Source organism: Christiangramia crocea (genome assembly GCF_022410465.1).
Lineage (GTDB): Bacteria > Bacteroidota > Bacteroidia > Flavobacteriales > Flavobacteriaceae > Christiangramia > Christiangramia crocea.
Genome location: NZ_JAJSON010000025.1, coordinates 31010 through 46431 on the forward strand (window position 1 = coordinate 31010; position 15422 = coordinate 46431).

The window sequence follows — 15422 nt, forward strand, 5'->3', positions numbered from 1 at the left end:
TTCTATAATTGTCTGTCCCTCTCGCGTCTCTTTTCATATTTAATATCGCTTAACACATTCGCCTTTATTCTTATAAGGAAGTTCCATGATTTCCTGTTGCTGAATGGAACCCAGTTAAAGCTCATCATCCAGCTGTTCAGGTCTCGCTGGAAACGCAATTGGGTAAAAGTGAATCCCTGGTTTACCAGGTCATATCCGGAACTCACACCTACTTTCCATTTTGGAGCCAGCTCCACATTCCCGGTGAACATTAAAGAATGTGCTGAAATTTCATCCTGTCTTGCGGAATTTGAATAGTTAAGCGAATAGGCCATTCTTATATCCCACGGGATCTTATAATTATACCAGGAATTTTCATTTTCTTCTTCCTTTCCTTCAAATTCATCCTCCTCAAACAACTCGCCATCGGGGCCCATACCTTTTCCAAAAAGATCATCCGGTCTTCCGCCATTTCTAAAGGTTTCATTTTCAAGCTCGTCAGTTTCTTCTTCCTCACCACCTTCAAAATCTTTACTGGAAAAAGAATAACCAAAATTTACACTTCCGTTGGTTAGTCTGAAAAGACTTCCTCCATTCTCAATATTCAGCTTATCAATTCGGCGATTGTTGTTATTAAGTGCATAGATATCCAGGTTACCGCCAAAATTAATGTCCAGTTTATTCTGAACTATCGGAATGGAACCCCTAAGAGAAATTGGGGATAGCCTTAATGAATCTCCAGCCAGATTATAACTGGTACTCATGCTAAAGTTGTTAAGCAGTGTTACTTTTTTTGGTTCGGTAGCGGTACTGTCTTTTGAGGTAACCTTTGCTTCAAAAGTATTACTTAAGCTTAAGCCAATGGAACTGGAAAAATTCCTGCCCGGAGCCCCATATAAAGTACCATCGAATCTGGAGTAATCAACCAGTTCAATTTGATCAGGATTCGCCCTGTCTGGCCTTTCATAAGTATCATAGAACCTGTCAAACCCGGGATTAATACTGTAACTCACTGAAGGTCGCATCACATGGCGTACAGCCTGAATCTTCTTATCTTTTCCAAAACTTTTAAGCCCGTAAACTGTTGTACCCATACTTGCATTGAAGTTATAGGTACGATAGGAATCAAAACCGTTAACGGTATCCCTAATAACTTCATTTAGCACAGGGTCATAGGACTGTTCAAAAGTACGGGAAACCCAGGTTTCTTCGTAACTGGTTCCGGTACTAACACTTAGAAACTTAAAGAGTTTGAAGTTTGTAGAAAGCGGTATGGAATGCTGGGCTCCCAGCTTAGCGTCCCTGAACATTTCAGGTTTAAAGAATAAGGAGTCTGTAGTTTCGATCTGGTTTTCGGCCCGTAAGCTGTATTGTAAATTAATATTTTCAAAAAGACCTTTTTTGGCACCCACACTCGGAGCAAAAGGATAGATCCTTGACATACTCAGCTGCAAGGTTGGCAGGCTCATATTGATGCTCTGGGTTCGTGTATTTTGGGAATGCCTTGCAGCCAGACTCAGATTCACCTGCGGTTCTCCCTCAAAAGTCTTACTGTACGAAACCGAAGAACTCAAAGTGTTGTTCAGGAAATTTCCGGTATTTGACTGATTGATGGATTCCTGGTAATATTCACTACTCCCCAGATTTACTGAAGCAGAGAACCTGGAACTCGGATTTGCTTTGGCATCCTGGCTATGAGACCATCTGATGTTATAGGAAGATGATTCGCTGAAATCGGGAAAGCCCCGCTGGCTATTGAACCTTTTTTCATATCTCACGCTAAAATTCCCCCGAAAACGATACCTCTTTGCATAGTTGGACGTTAGCTCCATGTTATAGGTTCCATTTGTATAATAACTTCCTACCGCCAGAAGATCTGCATAATCGCTTATCGCAAAATAATAGCCCCCATTTTGAAGATTATAACCATACTGACTGTCGCCAAAGGATGGAATAATGAATCCGGAGGTCTCTTCTTCTGTCAATGGGAAATACCCAAAAGGTAAGCCCAGGGGAGTAGGCACATCGGCGATATACATATTCACCAGTCCTGATACGATCTTCTTATCCGGAACGAATTTAATACGCCTGGCATAAAAGAAATATTCGGGGTTATCTACATCTTCAGAGGTAGTGAAGCGTACATTCTTCATAAAATAAACCGAATCATTCTCCCTTTTGGTAACCATTCCTTTTACATTGAATTCGGCTTGCTGGGTCCGGGAGTTATGAACCAGGGCACGTTCTGTATCAAAATTGAACCTTATGGAATCTGGCTCAACCGTTCTTTGTGCCTGGGTAAAAACCGGGGTTTGAACATATACACCCGTAGAATCCTCAATTCCATATGCATAGACCTCATTTTTTGAATTATCTATAATAATAAGGCCCGCTTCTATGGTCATATCCCCATACACGATTTTGGCCTCATTATACAGGTACATTTTATTCTCTTTTGGGCTTAGCCTCATATAGTCTGTGGCCGTATAGGTTACTATATCGGTAAGGAACTGGGGTTTTCTTACAGTATCTGTTTTAGTGGTGTCCTGTTGCTGAAGCTGCCTGCTTATCTCATCGGCATTCATCGCAGGAGCTATCGAATCCTTTTCTGCCCGCACCGGAATAGAAGATGTTTCTACTTCCTGTGGGTACAAAACAAGGGAAAAGAACAGCGTGAAAACGAAGCAAAAAAGACTATTCGGGATATTTGTTTGCAATGCTTTAAGTGCTATTTTTGTACGGATTGGCTTGCTTTTTGCAACTCCAAAATTACATATATTTTTTCAGCTGAGTTTTGAGAGCGCAGGAAAAATAGTAATTAAAATATTCACCCCACTTAAGCGTTAGCTTTTTATGAGAACGAACTTACTTAAACTTTTCGTATTTGCAATTTTAATAACCGGCTTTTCAAGCCAAGTGTTTTCGGCAGAAATTCCACCGAACATGGACAGGTTCGTGGTTGTTCTTGATGCCGGTCATGGAGGTAAGGATTCCGGGAATATCGGGAACGGTTATAAGGAGAAGGATATCGCTTTGAGCATTGTCTTAAAGATAGGGAAGGCCCTTGAAAAATATGAGGGAGTTGATGTTGTTTATACCAGGGATACCGATGTTTTTATTCCACTGGAAAAAAGAGGGAAGATAGCCAATGATGCCAATGCTGATCTTTTCGTGTCAGTACATTGTAACGCTCATAATTCTCAGGCCTATGGAACTGAAACCTTTGTTCTTGGGTTGCATAGAAATGAAACAAATTTTGAAGTGGCCAAACGGGAAAACTCGGTGATATACCTGGAAGAGGACTATGAGATCACTTATAGTGATTTTGATATCAACTCACCCGAATCTTTTATAGGCCTCACCATAATGCAGGAAGAATACCTGGATCAAAGCATTCTGCTGGCAGATTTTGTACAGAAAGAATTCACCAACAAGCTTAACCGAAAGAATAGAGGTGTTAAACAGGCAGGATTTATCGTTCTCCATCAAACCTATATGCCCAGTGTGCTTGTAGAAACCGGTTTCCTTACCAATGATCAGGAAGGAGCTTTTTTGAACAGTAACACCGGAAGGGATAAAATGGCAGCCGCCATTACCAATGCTATTGTAGAATATAGCCATACCATTAATCTGAATACCCTCGAAAGTATTGCCGTAAACCATCCCGAAAGGATTGAAGATTCACCCAAAATCACCCAGCCCCAGATATATAGAGATGTTACATTCAGAGTGCAGCTTGCTGCAGGTTCTAAGAAAATAGATGCCAAACCATATAATTTTAAGGGATTACAGAATATAGAGCGCACAAAAGAAGGGAAGCTGTATAAGTATTATTATGGTGAAACCTCAGATTATTTGAAAATACAGCAATTACATCAGGAAGCAATAAAGAAGGGATATCCAAGCAGTTATATTGTTGCTTTTAGAAATGACAATAAGATAACGGTTAATGAGGCGTTAAAATCTAGGCTTAAATAGAATGGCTTTTATATTTTTATTTCTAAATTTGTGCTTATCCTTTAAAAAGTTTGCTTTTGAAATATTCCAGAGAGGTCAAGACTGCCCTGCTAGCTATTATAGCAATAGTAATTTTAATTTTCGGTTATAGTTTTCTAAAGGGGGAAAATCTACTGGACAACAGTCGTACCTTTTATGCAGTGTATGACGATGTTGAAGGTTTATCGCCCTCTTCAGAAGTTACCATCAACGGTCTAAAAGTTGGTAAGATCACAGGGATAGATTTTCTAAACAAAAAAGGTGAACTTCTGGTAACATTTACCGTTAAAAATGATTTCCCATTCTCAAAAAACAGCCTTGCTGAAATTTATGGAGGTAATATTATTGGAGGCAAGTCTCTCGCGGTGATTCCAAAATACGACGCAAAAATTGGGATGGCAAAGGATGGCGATACCTTAAAAGGCAGTAAAGAGGAAGGGATCATGGAGTTGGTGAACGACAGACTTACGCCACTTCAAAAGAAACTTGAAGGTACTATAGTTAGCGCAGATTCCATGCTAACGGCAATTAATCAGATTTTAAACGATTCCACCCGAAAGAATATCCGTGGTACTTTTAAGAACCTTGACCATACAGTTACAAGTTTTAGAATTACTGCAGAGGAACTTCAGGGCATTGTACAGGGTAATTCTGAAAAACTGGACAGGACATTTACCAATCTGGATGAAATGTCTACTAATTTCAATCAATTTTCAGATACTCTTACCAGCATGGATATCAGGAAGCTTACTTCAGATCTTGAAAAAGTGGTGGCCGATTTCGAAAGTGTTTCAGATAAACTGAATAATGGAAATGGAACCGCGGCCAAGCTCATCAATGATGATGCTGTTTACAATAACCTGGACCGTGCAACAAAACAACTTGAACAATTACTTCAGGATGTAAAACTGAATCCGAAAAGATATGTGCATTTTTCGGTTTTTGGCAAGAATCCAGGTCCATATGATCCTCCAAAAGACACCTTAAAATAACCAACCATGCAGATTATTGCACAAATTTTATTTGCTATTGCCCTGGTGGCGGGAATAGTTTTTTTCGCCAGAAACGTCAAAAGACTTATCAGAAATATAAAACTGGGAAAAGAGGTAGACAGAACTGACAATCCCGGGGAGAGATTTGCTAAAATGGCAAGGATCGCGATGGGCCAGAGCAAAATGGTTCGGAGACCCCTGGCCGGTGCCCTCCACATAATAGTCTATTTAGGTTTTATCATTATAAATATTGAAGTTCTGGAGATCATTATAGATGGTATCTTTGGGACCCATCGCATATTATCCTTTCTTGGAGGTTTTTATAATGTATTGATAGCCGCCTTTGAAATTCTGGCATTCCTTGTGCTTGTAGGGGTGATACTTTTCTGGACCAGAAGGAATGTTAGCAGGATAAAAAGATTCTGGAACCGTGAGATGAAGGGCTGGCCAAAGAACGATGCTAATAACATCCTTTATTTTGAGATGGTCCTTATGGTGCTGTTCCTTACCATGAATGCTGCAGATTATCAGTTACAGCTTAACGGAGCCACTCATTATACTTCTGAAGCCGGAATTATAGGGAGCTTTCCCGTAAGCCAGTTTTTATTACCATTATTGGATGGCCTTAGCAATTCTACGTTAATTATAATTGAAAGAATTGCGTGGTGGGCGCATATCCTGGGTATACTTTTCTTTCTTAATTATCTGTATTATTCGAAACACCTGCATATTTTACTTGCTTTCCCGAATGTATATTATTCAAAGCTTACTCCTCAGGGTAAACTTGATAATCTTGAAGCTGTTAAGAAGGAAGTTGAGTTAATGATGGATCCTAATGCCGATCCCTTTGCTGCACCGGCCGAGGGTGAAGAAGAGGAGGAGCCAGAAAAATTTGGAGCATCAGATGTTTTTGATCTCAACCAGGTTCAGCTTTTAAATGCTTATACCTGTACCGAATGCGGTCGCTGTACTTCGGAATGTCCTGCAAACCAGACAGGAAAAAAGCTTTCCCCGAGAAAGATCATGATGGATACCAGAGACAGGCTGGAAGAGGTAGGAGAGATTATCAACAAAAATGGCAAATATGAAGATGACGGCAGGCAATTGCTGGATGATTATATTTTAAGAGAAGAATTATGGGCATGCACTACCTGTAATGCCTGTGTGGAAGCCTGTCCGGTTGGTATAGATCCTCTTTCTATCATTCTTGATATGCGTAGATATCTGGTGATGGAGCAGAGTGCAGCTCCTAATGAACTGGCCATCGCTATGACCAATATTGAAAATAATGGAGCGCCATGGCCTTATAATCAGATGGACCGCCTTAATTGGGCAAAAGAAAAATAACACCAAAAAAATAAAAGATTAACAATATGGCAGAAGCACTTAAGGTTCCTACGATGGCCGAATATATGGCAGAAGGTAAAAAACCCGAAGTTCTGTTCTGGGTTGGTTGCGCTGGTAGTTTTGATGATCGAGCCAAAAAGATCACCAAGGCCTTTGTGAAATTACTGCATCAGGCAGGAGTGGATTTTGCGGTTTTAGGTACTGAGGAGAGTTGTACCGGTGACCCTGCAAAGCGTGCCGGGAATGAATTCTTATTCCAGATGCAGGCAGCAACTAATATAGAAGTGCTTAACGGTTATGAGATCAAAAAGGTAGTAACGGCTTGTCCTCATTGCTTCAATACGCTTAAGAATGAATATCCTTCCCTGGGTGGGAATTATGAGGTAATGCACCATACGCAGTTCCTGAAAGCCCTGCTTAATGAAGGAAGGTTAAAGGTAGAAGGAGGGAAATTCAAAGGTAAAAAGATCACTTTTCACGACCCCTGTTATCTGGGGAGGGCAAATAATGAATACGAGGCTCCACGAGATCTGTTAAGAAAGCTGGAGGTGGAACTTGTGGAGATGAGAAAATGTAAGAAGGAAGGTCTTTGTTGTGGCGCCGGTGGCGGGCAGATGTTCAAAGAACCGGAACCTGGTAATAAAGATGTGAATATTGAAAGGACAGAGCAGGCTCTGGAAGTCAATCCTGAGATCATAGCGGCAGGATGCCCGTTTTGCAATACTATGATGACCGATGGTGTTAAAGGCAAGGACAAGGAAGATAGCGTTGCAGTAATAGATGTTGCTGAACTCATTGCCAATGCAGAAGATCTTTAATTAAAATCTGAAAAGTTAAATACCGGTACTATATTTGAGCTCATGGCTAAAAAAATTAGATTTGTAACAATTCAATTTTAGCCAATAAATATGTTAGTACCATTTGAAAGTCTGCCCGATAGTTCGCGGGTATGGATATATCAGGCCAACAGGTCTTTTACAAAAGAAGAAGTTCAGGAGATCTCGCAGAAACTTGATCGTTTTATCGAAAAGTGGACTGCTCACGGAGCCGACCTCAAGGCTTCCTACGATATCAAATACAATCGTTTTATTACCATAGCCCTGGATCAGCAACTCAATGCCGCTTCAGGATGCTCTATAGATGCTTCTGTTAACTTCATTCAGCAATTGGAGAAGGAGTATGGCGTGGACCTGCTTGATAAAATGAACGTCTCATACAAACAAGGTGAATTCATTGCTTATAAAAGCCTGTCAGATTTCAGAAAAATGGCAAAAGAAAAGGCAGTATCACCAAAAACCATCGTATTTAATAATCTTGTAAACAATAAAGCCGAATATCTGTCAGATTGGGAAGTTCCGGCTTCTGAAAGCTGGCACAAACGTTTTCTGAATTGATGAAGTTGAAGCAGCCCCAAAGGTTTTATACATTCTTATTTTTTCTATTAATCACTATAAGTGGAATTGCCCAAAATGCCAATCCGCTTCTGGTAGAGAATTACCCTGCTCAGAAGCAATGGGTGGATAGTATCTATGATTCCATGAGCCTTGAGCGAAAGGTGGGGCAGCTTTTTATGGCCAGTATCTGGTCTCAAAATGAGAATGAAGCCGATATTATTCGCAAACTTATCAGGGAACATCATATTGGCGGACTTATCTTTTCTAAAGGTGGCCCCGTAAGACAGGCAAAACTTACCAACGAATTTCAGGAAATGTCGGAAGTTCCTCTACTGGTGGGTATGGATGCAGAATGGGGACTGGCGATGAGGCTGGATAGTACCTTTGCCCTACCCTGGAATATGACCCTTGGAGCTATTCAGAATAACAAACTTGTAGAAGATGCCGGTGCGGCCATCGCAAGACATGCCAGGAGACTGGGAGTGCATTTCAATTTTGCTCCGGTGGTGGATATAAACACCAATTCTGAAAACCCCATCATCGGTAACCGGTCTTTTGGAGAGACCAAAGAGAATGTTACCGAGAAAGCCATGGCTTTTATGAGAGGCATGCAGCGGGAAGGAGCTTTAAGTACCGCAAAACATTTTCCCGGGCACGGGGATACCGACCAGGATTCACACAAATCACTACCTACAATAAATTTCACCTCTGAAAGGATAGATAATGTTGAACTGTATCCCTACAAGCAACTTATCCCTGAAGGTCTTAACAGTATTATGGTGGCGCATCTCAATGTTCCGGCCCTGGAATCGAAGGATGGTCTTCCGGCATCCCTTTCAGAAACCATAATTACTGATATTCTCAAGAACAATATGGGCTTTAATGGTTTGATCTTTACGGATGCCCTGGGGATGAAAGGTGTTACACAGGGAAGGAAACCGGGAGAAGTGGATCTGGAAGCATTTCTTGCAGGGAACGATATCCTTTTGATGAGTCAGGATGTTGGAAAAGCTTCGGAAAGTATCGTTGAGGCTTATAATGAAGGCATTATTCCCGAAAGCAGGCTGGAACTTTCGGTCAAGAAAATACTTGCTGCAAAATACAAAGTAGGACTCAGTGATTTCAAACCAATTTCCACCAATTTATTAATTGAAGAGTTGAATACTTCCAGAGACGATGCACTATTGCATGAATTATTTGAGAATGCGATCACTCTTTTAAAGAACAACAAAGGGATAGTTCCGGTTAAAGACCTCGCGAAAAAGAAGATCGCTTATGTGAACTTCGGGGATGCTGATGGCAGTGAGTTCTTATCCCAAATGAAGAAATATGCCGAAGTTGACTGGGTAAAAGCTGAAAAGTTATCAGACCTTCTGGAGAAGCTTGAAGCTTACAACTATGTAGTAGTGGGCTATCATAAATCAGATAAAAGCCCCTGGTCTTCTTATAAGTTTTCTGATAAGGAACTCGTCTGGCTACACGAAATCGCCAGACAGAACAGAACGGTGCTTTCCCTATTCACGAGACCTTATGCATTACTGGATATCAAGAGTTTTGCGAATCTTGAAGGCATACTTGTAGGTTATCAAAACCATCCCGTTGCTCAGCAAAAGCTTGCACAGGTGCTTTTTGGGGCCTTAGATGCGAAAGGAAGACTGCCTGTAAGTATAAAGAATGAATTTCCCGAAGGTACCGGCTTCAATACCAGTAACATTAACCGGCTGGCTTACGGAGCTCCCGAAAGTGTCGGGATGAATTCAGCTACCTTAAAAAAGATAGATAGTATTGCAAATTATGCTATAGACAAGAAAATGACTCCAGGGGCGCAGGTCCTTGTTGCAAGAAAGGGAAAAGTAGTGTATCAAAAGAATTTTGGCTACCAGACCTATGAGGAGGAGCACCCGGTTACCGATACCACCATCTATGATCTGGCATCATTAACCAAGATCCTGGCAACACTTCCCCTGGTCATGGAACTTGACCATAATGAAGTGGTAAATTTCAATACAAGGCTGGAAGAGCTATTGCCTGTTTTTAAAAATTCCAATAAAGGGAGTATCAGGCTTCAGGATATGTTAATGCATTATGCCCGATTACAGGCATGGATACCGTTTTATATTTCTACCCTTGATCCAAAGACCAAAAAGCTTTCAGGAAGCTACTACAGTGATACTCCCTCTGAAATTTTCAATACACAGGTTGCGGAAGGCATGTATATCCGGAATGATGTAGGAGATACAATTGTAGATATTATCAAAAAAAGTGAACTGGAAAGAAGGCTTCAGTATAAATACAGCGATCTTCCGTATTATTTGCTTAAATATTATCTGGAATCCTATTATAACAGTAATTTACATACGCTTACCCAGGAACATTTTTATAAACCTCTGGGTGCCACCTATACAGGTTTTATGCCTTTAACAAGGTTCGATACTCTTCAGATTGCACCTACCGAATATGATAAATTATGGCGCCGGCAGGTGGTAAGGGGCTTTGTTCACGATCAGGGTGCAGCCATGCAGGGAGGAATTGGAGGTCATGCAGGCTTGTTTAGTACGGCTAATGATGTGGCCAAGCTCATGCAAACCTATTTGAACGGGGGAACTTACGGAGGAGAAAAACTTCTGGATAAAGAAACTATTGATAAATACAACACCTGTTATTATTGTGAGGATAATGTAAGGCGAGGTGTGGGATTCGACAAACCACAACTAAGTGAGGCCGGGCCTACCTGTAATTGTGTTTCCATGATGAGCTTTGGTCATACTGGCTTTACAGGAACCTTTGCATGGGCAGATCCCGAGGAAGAAATTGTTTATGTATTTTTGTCAAACCGAACTTATCCTGATTCTAATAACAGAAAACTTATTCGTGAGGATATTAGGTCCCAAATTCAAAAAATAATATACGAATCTATAGATTTTTAATCGATGAAAATTGCCATTGTTTGTTACCCAACCTTCGGAGGGAGTGGAGTAGTAGCCACAGAACTAGGTCTTGCACTGTCTCGAAGAGGCCATGAGGTACATTTTGTTACCTACAAACAACCGGTAAGGTTAGAGACTATTTCCAGTCATATAAGATTTCATGAGGTAAATGTGCCTGAATATCCTCTTTTTCATTATCAGCCTTATGAACTCGCGTTGAGCAGTAAGCTGGTAAATGTGGTGAAGAATTACGGGATAGAACTTCTTCATGTTCATTATGCCATTCCACATGCCTATGCGGGTTATATGACCAAAAAAATGCTGGCCGAAGAGCAGATCAGTTTACCTATGGTTACCACCCTCCACGGTACTGATATTACCCTGGTAGGAAACCATCCTTTCTATAAACCTGCAGTTACCTTCAGTATCAATCACAGTGATTTTGTTACTTCTGTTTCTGAAAGTCTGAAAGAAGACACACTTAAGTTCTTTGAGGTAACCAAGAATATTGAAGTGATTCCAAATTTTATAGATGTAGCGAAATTTCAGCACCAGAGCTTTACTGATTGTCAGCGGGAGCTTATGGCAGATGAAGATGAAAAGATAATCACCCATATATCCAATTTCAGAAAGGTAAAAAGGGTAGATGATGTGGTAAATATCTTTTTCGAGATACAGAAGAAAATGAAAGCGAGACTGATGATGGTAGGTGAAGGCCCACAAAGGGAAGTCGCTGAGAATTTGGTTCGTGAACTTAATATCAGGGACCGGGTGCTTTTCCTTGGTCAAAGCAATGAGATAGATAAAATACTTTGTTTTTCTGACCTCTTCCTGCTGCCTTCGGAAACTGAAAGTTTTGGTTTGGCTGCACTTGAAGCAATGGTTCACTCAGTACCTGTAATATCCTCTAATACAGGTGGTTTACCTGAAGTTAATATTGATGGTTTTTCAGGTTTCCTGCATGAGGTAGGGGATGTGCAGGGCATGGCAAACAGCGCTATCTCCATACTTGAAGACCCTAAACGACTGGAAAAATTCAAGAAGCAGGCCTTGCAGGCTGCAGAGAAATATGACATTAATCAGATCGTACCAATGTATGAAGACCTTTACCAAAGGGCTCTCGTGAACGCATAAAAAAAGTGGAGATCTCTCAATCTCCACCTTCTTCTTTCTTAAACCTATTTAAGAAATCTAAAACTGATACCTGATACCTAATGCAACATCAGGAGTAAAATCGTCAATTACGTCATAGTCATTAAAGCCCCATTCAGGTCTGAAATCAAGTGAAAGGAGCAATGGAAAATCGAAACTATATTCGATACCTATATCTCCGGCTATGAGAGCAAATAAACCATCTTTGGGATAACGGTCATCATATTTGGCGGGAACATCAACATTGCCCAACCCGGCACCTACACCGGCATACCAGTTGAAACCGCCTTCAATGTTCCAGACCCACTGATATAGCCCTACAATTTTAATAGCGTCATAATAGCTATCATTTCTCCAGCCCAGATCGAACTCCAGTCTGTTATTGCCACTGGTAGCTCTTTGATAGGAGACCTCTGCACCATATCCTCCACCGCCTCCAACTCTTAGGCCTATTGCATTCTCTGAAATTTCCTGAGCTTTAGTTTCGCTAAAAAGAACCGCTCCTAATATAAAAGCTGTTATAAGAACTAGTTTTTTCATATTTGATTGTTTTGTTTTGATTGGCAAATTTAGTGCGATTAGTATTACAAGAACGTCGGCTCTAGCAAATGTATTGTTAATATTAATTAAAAAACTGTTAAGCCTACTCAAAGAAAACTTATAAATTTGGGTATGAAAAAGAATCAAGCCCTGGAAAAACTTTCTGGAGAACTTACCGGGAAGTTGTTTTACGATGATCTATGGAGGAGTATATATGCCACCGATGCTTCTGTTTACCGCGAAATTCCACTTGCAGTATGCTACCCTGAAAATGAAGAAGATCTAATACTTTTAATAGAGTTCGCTAAAAATTATAATACCTCTTTGATACCCAGAACCGCGGGAACTTCCCTGGCTGGACAATGTACCGGAGATGGAATTGTGGTTGATGTTTCAAGGTATTTTACCGATATCATTCAGATACATAATAAGAAAAAAACAGTAACTGTTCAGCCTGGAGTGATTCGGGACGATCTTAACCGGCGCCTGCTGAAGCACGGTCTTTTTTTCGGCCCCAATACATCCACCTCAAACAGGTGTATGATAGGAGGAATGGTAGGGAACAATTCCAGTGGAACTACCTCGATCAAATATGGAACCACCAGGGATAAGCTTATTTCCCTTAAAGCCATTCTTAGTGATGGCTCCAAGGTGGAGTTCAGAGAACTAACGGCCGAAGAATACGAGGATAAGTTAAAACTACAGAACCTTGAAGGGGATATCTACCGGAAGATCGATGAGAAACTTCGGGATAAGACCAATCAGGAAAAGATTAAAAAGAATTATCCGCCTGCCAGTCTTCATAGGAGAAATACAGGCTATGCAATAGATGAGTTGCTTGACTCTGAGGTCTTCGAGGATAGTTCAAGACATTTCAATTTTTGCCGACTCATTGCCGGTAGTGAAGGTACCCTTGCCTTTATTACTGAGATAACCCTTCAGCTTGATGAGCTGCCTCCTCAAAATACGGCTATGGTAGCGGCACATTTTAATAGTATAGATGCCTGTATGCAGGCAGTGGTTCCTGCGATGGAACATTCGCTTTTTACCTGCGAGATGATGGATAAGGTGATTCTTGACTGTACCAAGGATAGCCTTATGTATCGAGATAACCGATTTTTTATTGAGGGCGATCCACAGGCTATACTTATGCTAGAACTCAGATCTGATTCTGAAGTTGAATTACAAACACGGGTAGATGAATTACTCAAATCCCTGAGAGATTCAGGTCTCGGTTATGCCTATCCTGTACTTTATGATGAGCAGATAGATCTCGCGCTGGAATTGCGAAAGGCCGGGCTAGGTTTGTTGGGTAATATGAAAGGTGATAAAAAGGCAGTTGCATGTATTGAAGATACAGCCGTGGCCTTGCCTGTGCTTGCCGATTATATCTCAGATTTCAGTAAAATAATGAAATCCTATGATCAGCAGGCTGTTTATTATGCCCATGCAGGAGCCGGAGAAATTCATTTGAGGCCCATTCTTAACCTCAAAAGATCAGAAGAGGTTGCTCTTTTCAGAAATATTACTGCAGACGTTGCAAAGCTTGTAAAAAAATACAATGGCTCCCTTAGTGGAGAGCATGGTGATGGTCGTGTTAGGGCCGAATTCATCAAACTGATGTATGGTGAGCATTTATACCAGGTCTTGAAAGAAGTGAAACAGGCTTTTGACCCACATAATATCTTTAACCCGGGTAAGATAGTAGATGCCCCGGCAATGGATACTTCACTAAGGTATGTGCCGGACAGAACCGAGCCTGATATTGAAACACTTATGGACTTCTCAGATGCCGATGGAATCCTTCGGCTTGCGGAGAAATGTAACGGAAGCGGGGATTGCCGGAAATCGGTGGAGGCTGGTGGCACTATGTGTCCCAGTTACAGGGCTACCAAGGATGAAAAAGACACCACCAGAGCAAGAGCAAATGCCCTGCGTGAATTCTTAACGAATTCAGATAAACCCAATCGCTTTGATCATCCCGAACTAAAAGAAGTACTGGATCTGTGTATTAGTTGTAAAGGCTGTAAAAGTGAATGTCCCTCGAATGTAGATATGGCCTCCTTAAAAGCCGAATTTCAGCACCAGTATCACAAGAGTCATAAGCCAAGTTTCAGGGATAAAGCCTTTGCTAATATCACGCAGCATAATGCAAGAGCTGCAAAGATTCCGGGTATTTCAAGGTTTGTAATGTCCAATTCCTTTACCTCAGGACTTGCTAAAAAAGTGATGGGGGTTGCTAAGGAACGTGAACTTCCCATAGTGGCCAGGGAGACCTTAAAACAATATTATCTCAAGAACAAAGGGAAATTCGATATTAAAGACAGTATAAAGACAGTCTACTTATTTAATGATGAATTCACTAATTACCTGGATGTTCAGGTAGGAAAAGATGCGCTTAACCTGCTTGCCAGGCTAAAATACAGAGTTCTTATCATTGATCATCCCGAAAGCGGAAGAAGCCAGATATCTAAAGGTTTTCTTTCGAATGCCAAACGACTAGCAAACGAAAATATCAGCATTTTTAAAGATCTTATTTCTGAAGATACTTTTCTTCTGGGCGTTGAGCCTTCAGCAATATTAAGTTTCAGAGATGAATATCTCAGGCTGGCAGATGATAAGGAAGCCGCAAAAAAAATAGCAGCTAACAGCTTTCTGGTAGAGGAATTTCTAAAACAGGAAATTGCAGAAGGCAATATTAAGAAGGATCAGTTCACACATAAAAGTGCAACGGTGAAGATCCATGCACATTGTCATCAAAAGGCCCTCTCCAGTGCATCCCGCACCTTTGACATTCTTAATTTTCCGGAAAATTACAAGGTGACGATCATAACTTCGGGCTGTTGTGGTATGGCTGGTTCTTTTGGGTATGAAAAGGAGCATTACGAGATAAGTATGAGAATTGGGGAGAACTCACTGTTTCCTGCTATCAGAAAGACAGCAAAATCTGTAATCATTTCGGCTAATGGTACGAGTTGTCGCCACCAGATAAAAGATGGAACTGGTAGAGAGGCACTTCATCCGGTTACTATTCTGAGAAATGCTTTATTAAGCAAACCCAGAAACTAATTTTTTGTTAATGCTTCTTAAAAATC

General features: G+C 40.9%; 10 protein-coding genes. 8 read left to right on the forward strand and 2 right to left on the reverse strand.

Annotated features, from left to right (window positions below):
- Window positions 1-2 precede the first annotated feature (2 nt).
- The gene (locus tag LU635_RS11775; protein ID WP_240099458.1) at window positions 3-2696 is read right to left on the reverse strand and encodes a putative LPS assembly protein LptD; all 2694 of its coding nucleotides are present in this window, start codon (window positions 2694-2696) and stop codon (window positions 3-5) included.
- A 136-nt stretch (window positions 2697-2832) separates the two neighbouring features.
- On the opposite strand from LU635_RS11775, the gene LU635_RS11780 reads away from it, so the two are divergent.
- From LU635_RS11780 to bshA, 7 genes are all read left to right on the forward strand, one after another.
- The gene (locus LU635_RS11780; RefSeq protein WP_240099460.1) at window positions 2833-3957 is read left to right on the forward strand and encodes an N-acetylmuramoyl-L-alanine amidase family protein; all 1125 of its coding nucleotides are present in this window, start codon (window positions 2833-2835) and stop codon (window positions 3955-3957) included.
- Between the two features lie 56 nt (window positions 3958-4013).
- A complete protein-coding gene (locus LU635_RS11785) occupies window positions 4014-4967 on the forward strand; it encodes an MlaD family protein (RefSeq protein ID WP_240099462.1) in 954 nt (317 codons plus the stop codon).
- A gap of 6 nt (window positions 4968-4973) precedes the next feature.
- On the forward strand, window positions 4974-6314 hold the full coding sequence (locus LU635_RS11790; RefSeq protein ID WP_240099464.1) for a 4Fe-4S dicluster domain-containing protein: 1341 nt from the start codon (window positions 4974-4976) through the stop codon (window positions 6312-6314).
- 26 nt (window positions 6315-6340) lie between these two features.
- Window positions 6341-7132 (forward strand): (Fe-S)-binding protein, encoded by a 792-nt coding sequence (locus tag LU635_RS11795; protein ID WP_240099466.1) that lies wholly within the window; start codon window positions 6341-6343, stop codon window positions 7130-7132.
- Between the two features lie 90 nt (window positions 7133-7222).
- Window positions 7223-7708: an ABC transporter ATPase gene (locus LU635_RS11800; protein ID WP_240099468.1), complete on the forward strand. Its 486-nt coding sequence runs from the start codon at window positions 7223-7225 to the stop codon at window positions 7706-7708.
- Window positions 7708-10635, forward strand: a complete 2928-nt coding sequence (locus LU635_RS11805) for a serine hydrolase domain-containing protein (RefSeq protein WP_240099470.1) — start codon at window positions 7708-7710, stop codon at window positions 10633-10635. Before LU635_RS11800 ends, LU635_RS11805 begins: the two co-directional genes overlap by 1 nt.
- A gap of 3 nt (window positions 10636-10638) precedes the next feature.
- Window positions 10639-11769 (forward strand): N-acetyl-alpha-D-glucosaminyl L-malate synthase BshA, encoded by a 1131-nt coding sequence (gene bshA / locus LU635_RS11810; protein WP_240099472.1) that lies wholly within the window; start codon window positions 10639-10641, stop codon window positions 11767-11769.
- Between the two features lie 57 nt (window positions 11770-11826).
- On the opposite strand, the gene LU635_RS11815 is transcribed toward bshA, so the two are convergent.
- Window positions 11827-12327 carry a hypothetical protein gene (locus LU635_RS11815; RefSeq protein WP_240099474.1) on the reverse strand — a complete coding sequence of 167 codons (501 nt, stop codon included), beginning with the start codon at window positions 12325-12327 and terminating at the stop codon, window positions 11827-11829.
- Window positions 12328-12459: 132 nt separating this feature from the next.
- On the opposite strand from LU635_RS11815, the gene LU635_RS11820 reads away from it, so the two are divergent.
- Window positions 12460-15396 (forward strand): FAD-binding and (Fe-S)-binding domain-containing protein, encoded by a 2937-nt coding sequence (locus LU635_RS11820; protein ID WP_240099476.1) that lies wholly within the window; start codon window positions 12460-12462, stop codon window positions 15394-15396.
- Window positions 15397-15422 lie beyond the last annotated feature (26 nt).

Excerpts from the sequence above, each read along its gene's own strand:
- LU635_RS11780 (WP_240099460.1), top strand. The coding sequence starts at position 2,833 with ATGAGAACGAACTTACTTAAACTTTTCGTATTTGCAATTTTAATAACC.
- LU635_RS11790 (WP_240099464.1), top strand. The coding sequence starts at position 4,974 with ATGCAGATTATTGCACAAATTTTATTTGCTATTGCCCTGGTGGCGGGA.
- LU635_RS11795 (WP_240099466.1), top strand. The coding sequence starts at position 6,341 with ATGGCAGAAGCACTTAAGGTTCCTACGATGGCCGAATATATGGCAGAA.
- LU635_RS11800 (WP_240099468.1), top strand. The coding sequence starts at position 7,223 with ATGTTAGTACCATTTGAAAGTCTGCCCGATAGTTCGCGGGTATGGATA.
- LU635_RS11805 (WP_240099470.1), top strand. The coding sequence starts at position 7,708 with ATGAAGTTGAAGCAGCCCCAAAGGTTTTATACATTCTTATTTTTTCTA.
- bshA (WP_240099472.1), top strand. The coding sequence starts at position 10,639 with ATGAAAATTGCCATTGTTTGTTACCCAACCTTCGGAGGGAGTGGAGTA.
- LU635_RS11815 (WP_240099474.1), bottom strand. The coding sequence starts at position 12,327 with ATGAAAAAACTAGTTCTTATAACAGCTTTTATATTAGGAGCGGTTCTT.
- LU635_RS11820 (WP_240099476.1), top strand. The coding sequence starts at position 12,460 with ATGAAAAAGAATCAAGCCCTGGAAAAACTTTCTGGAGAACTTACCGGG.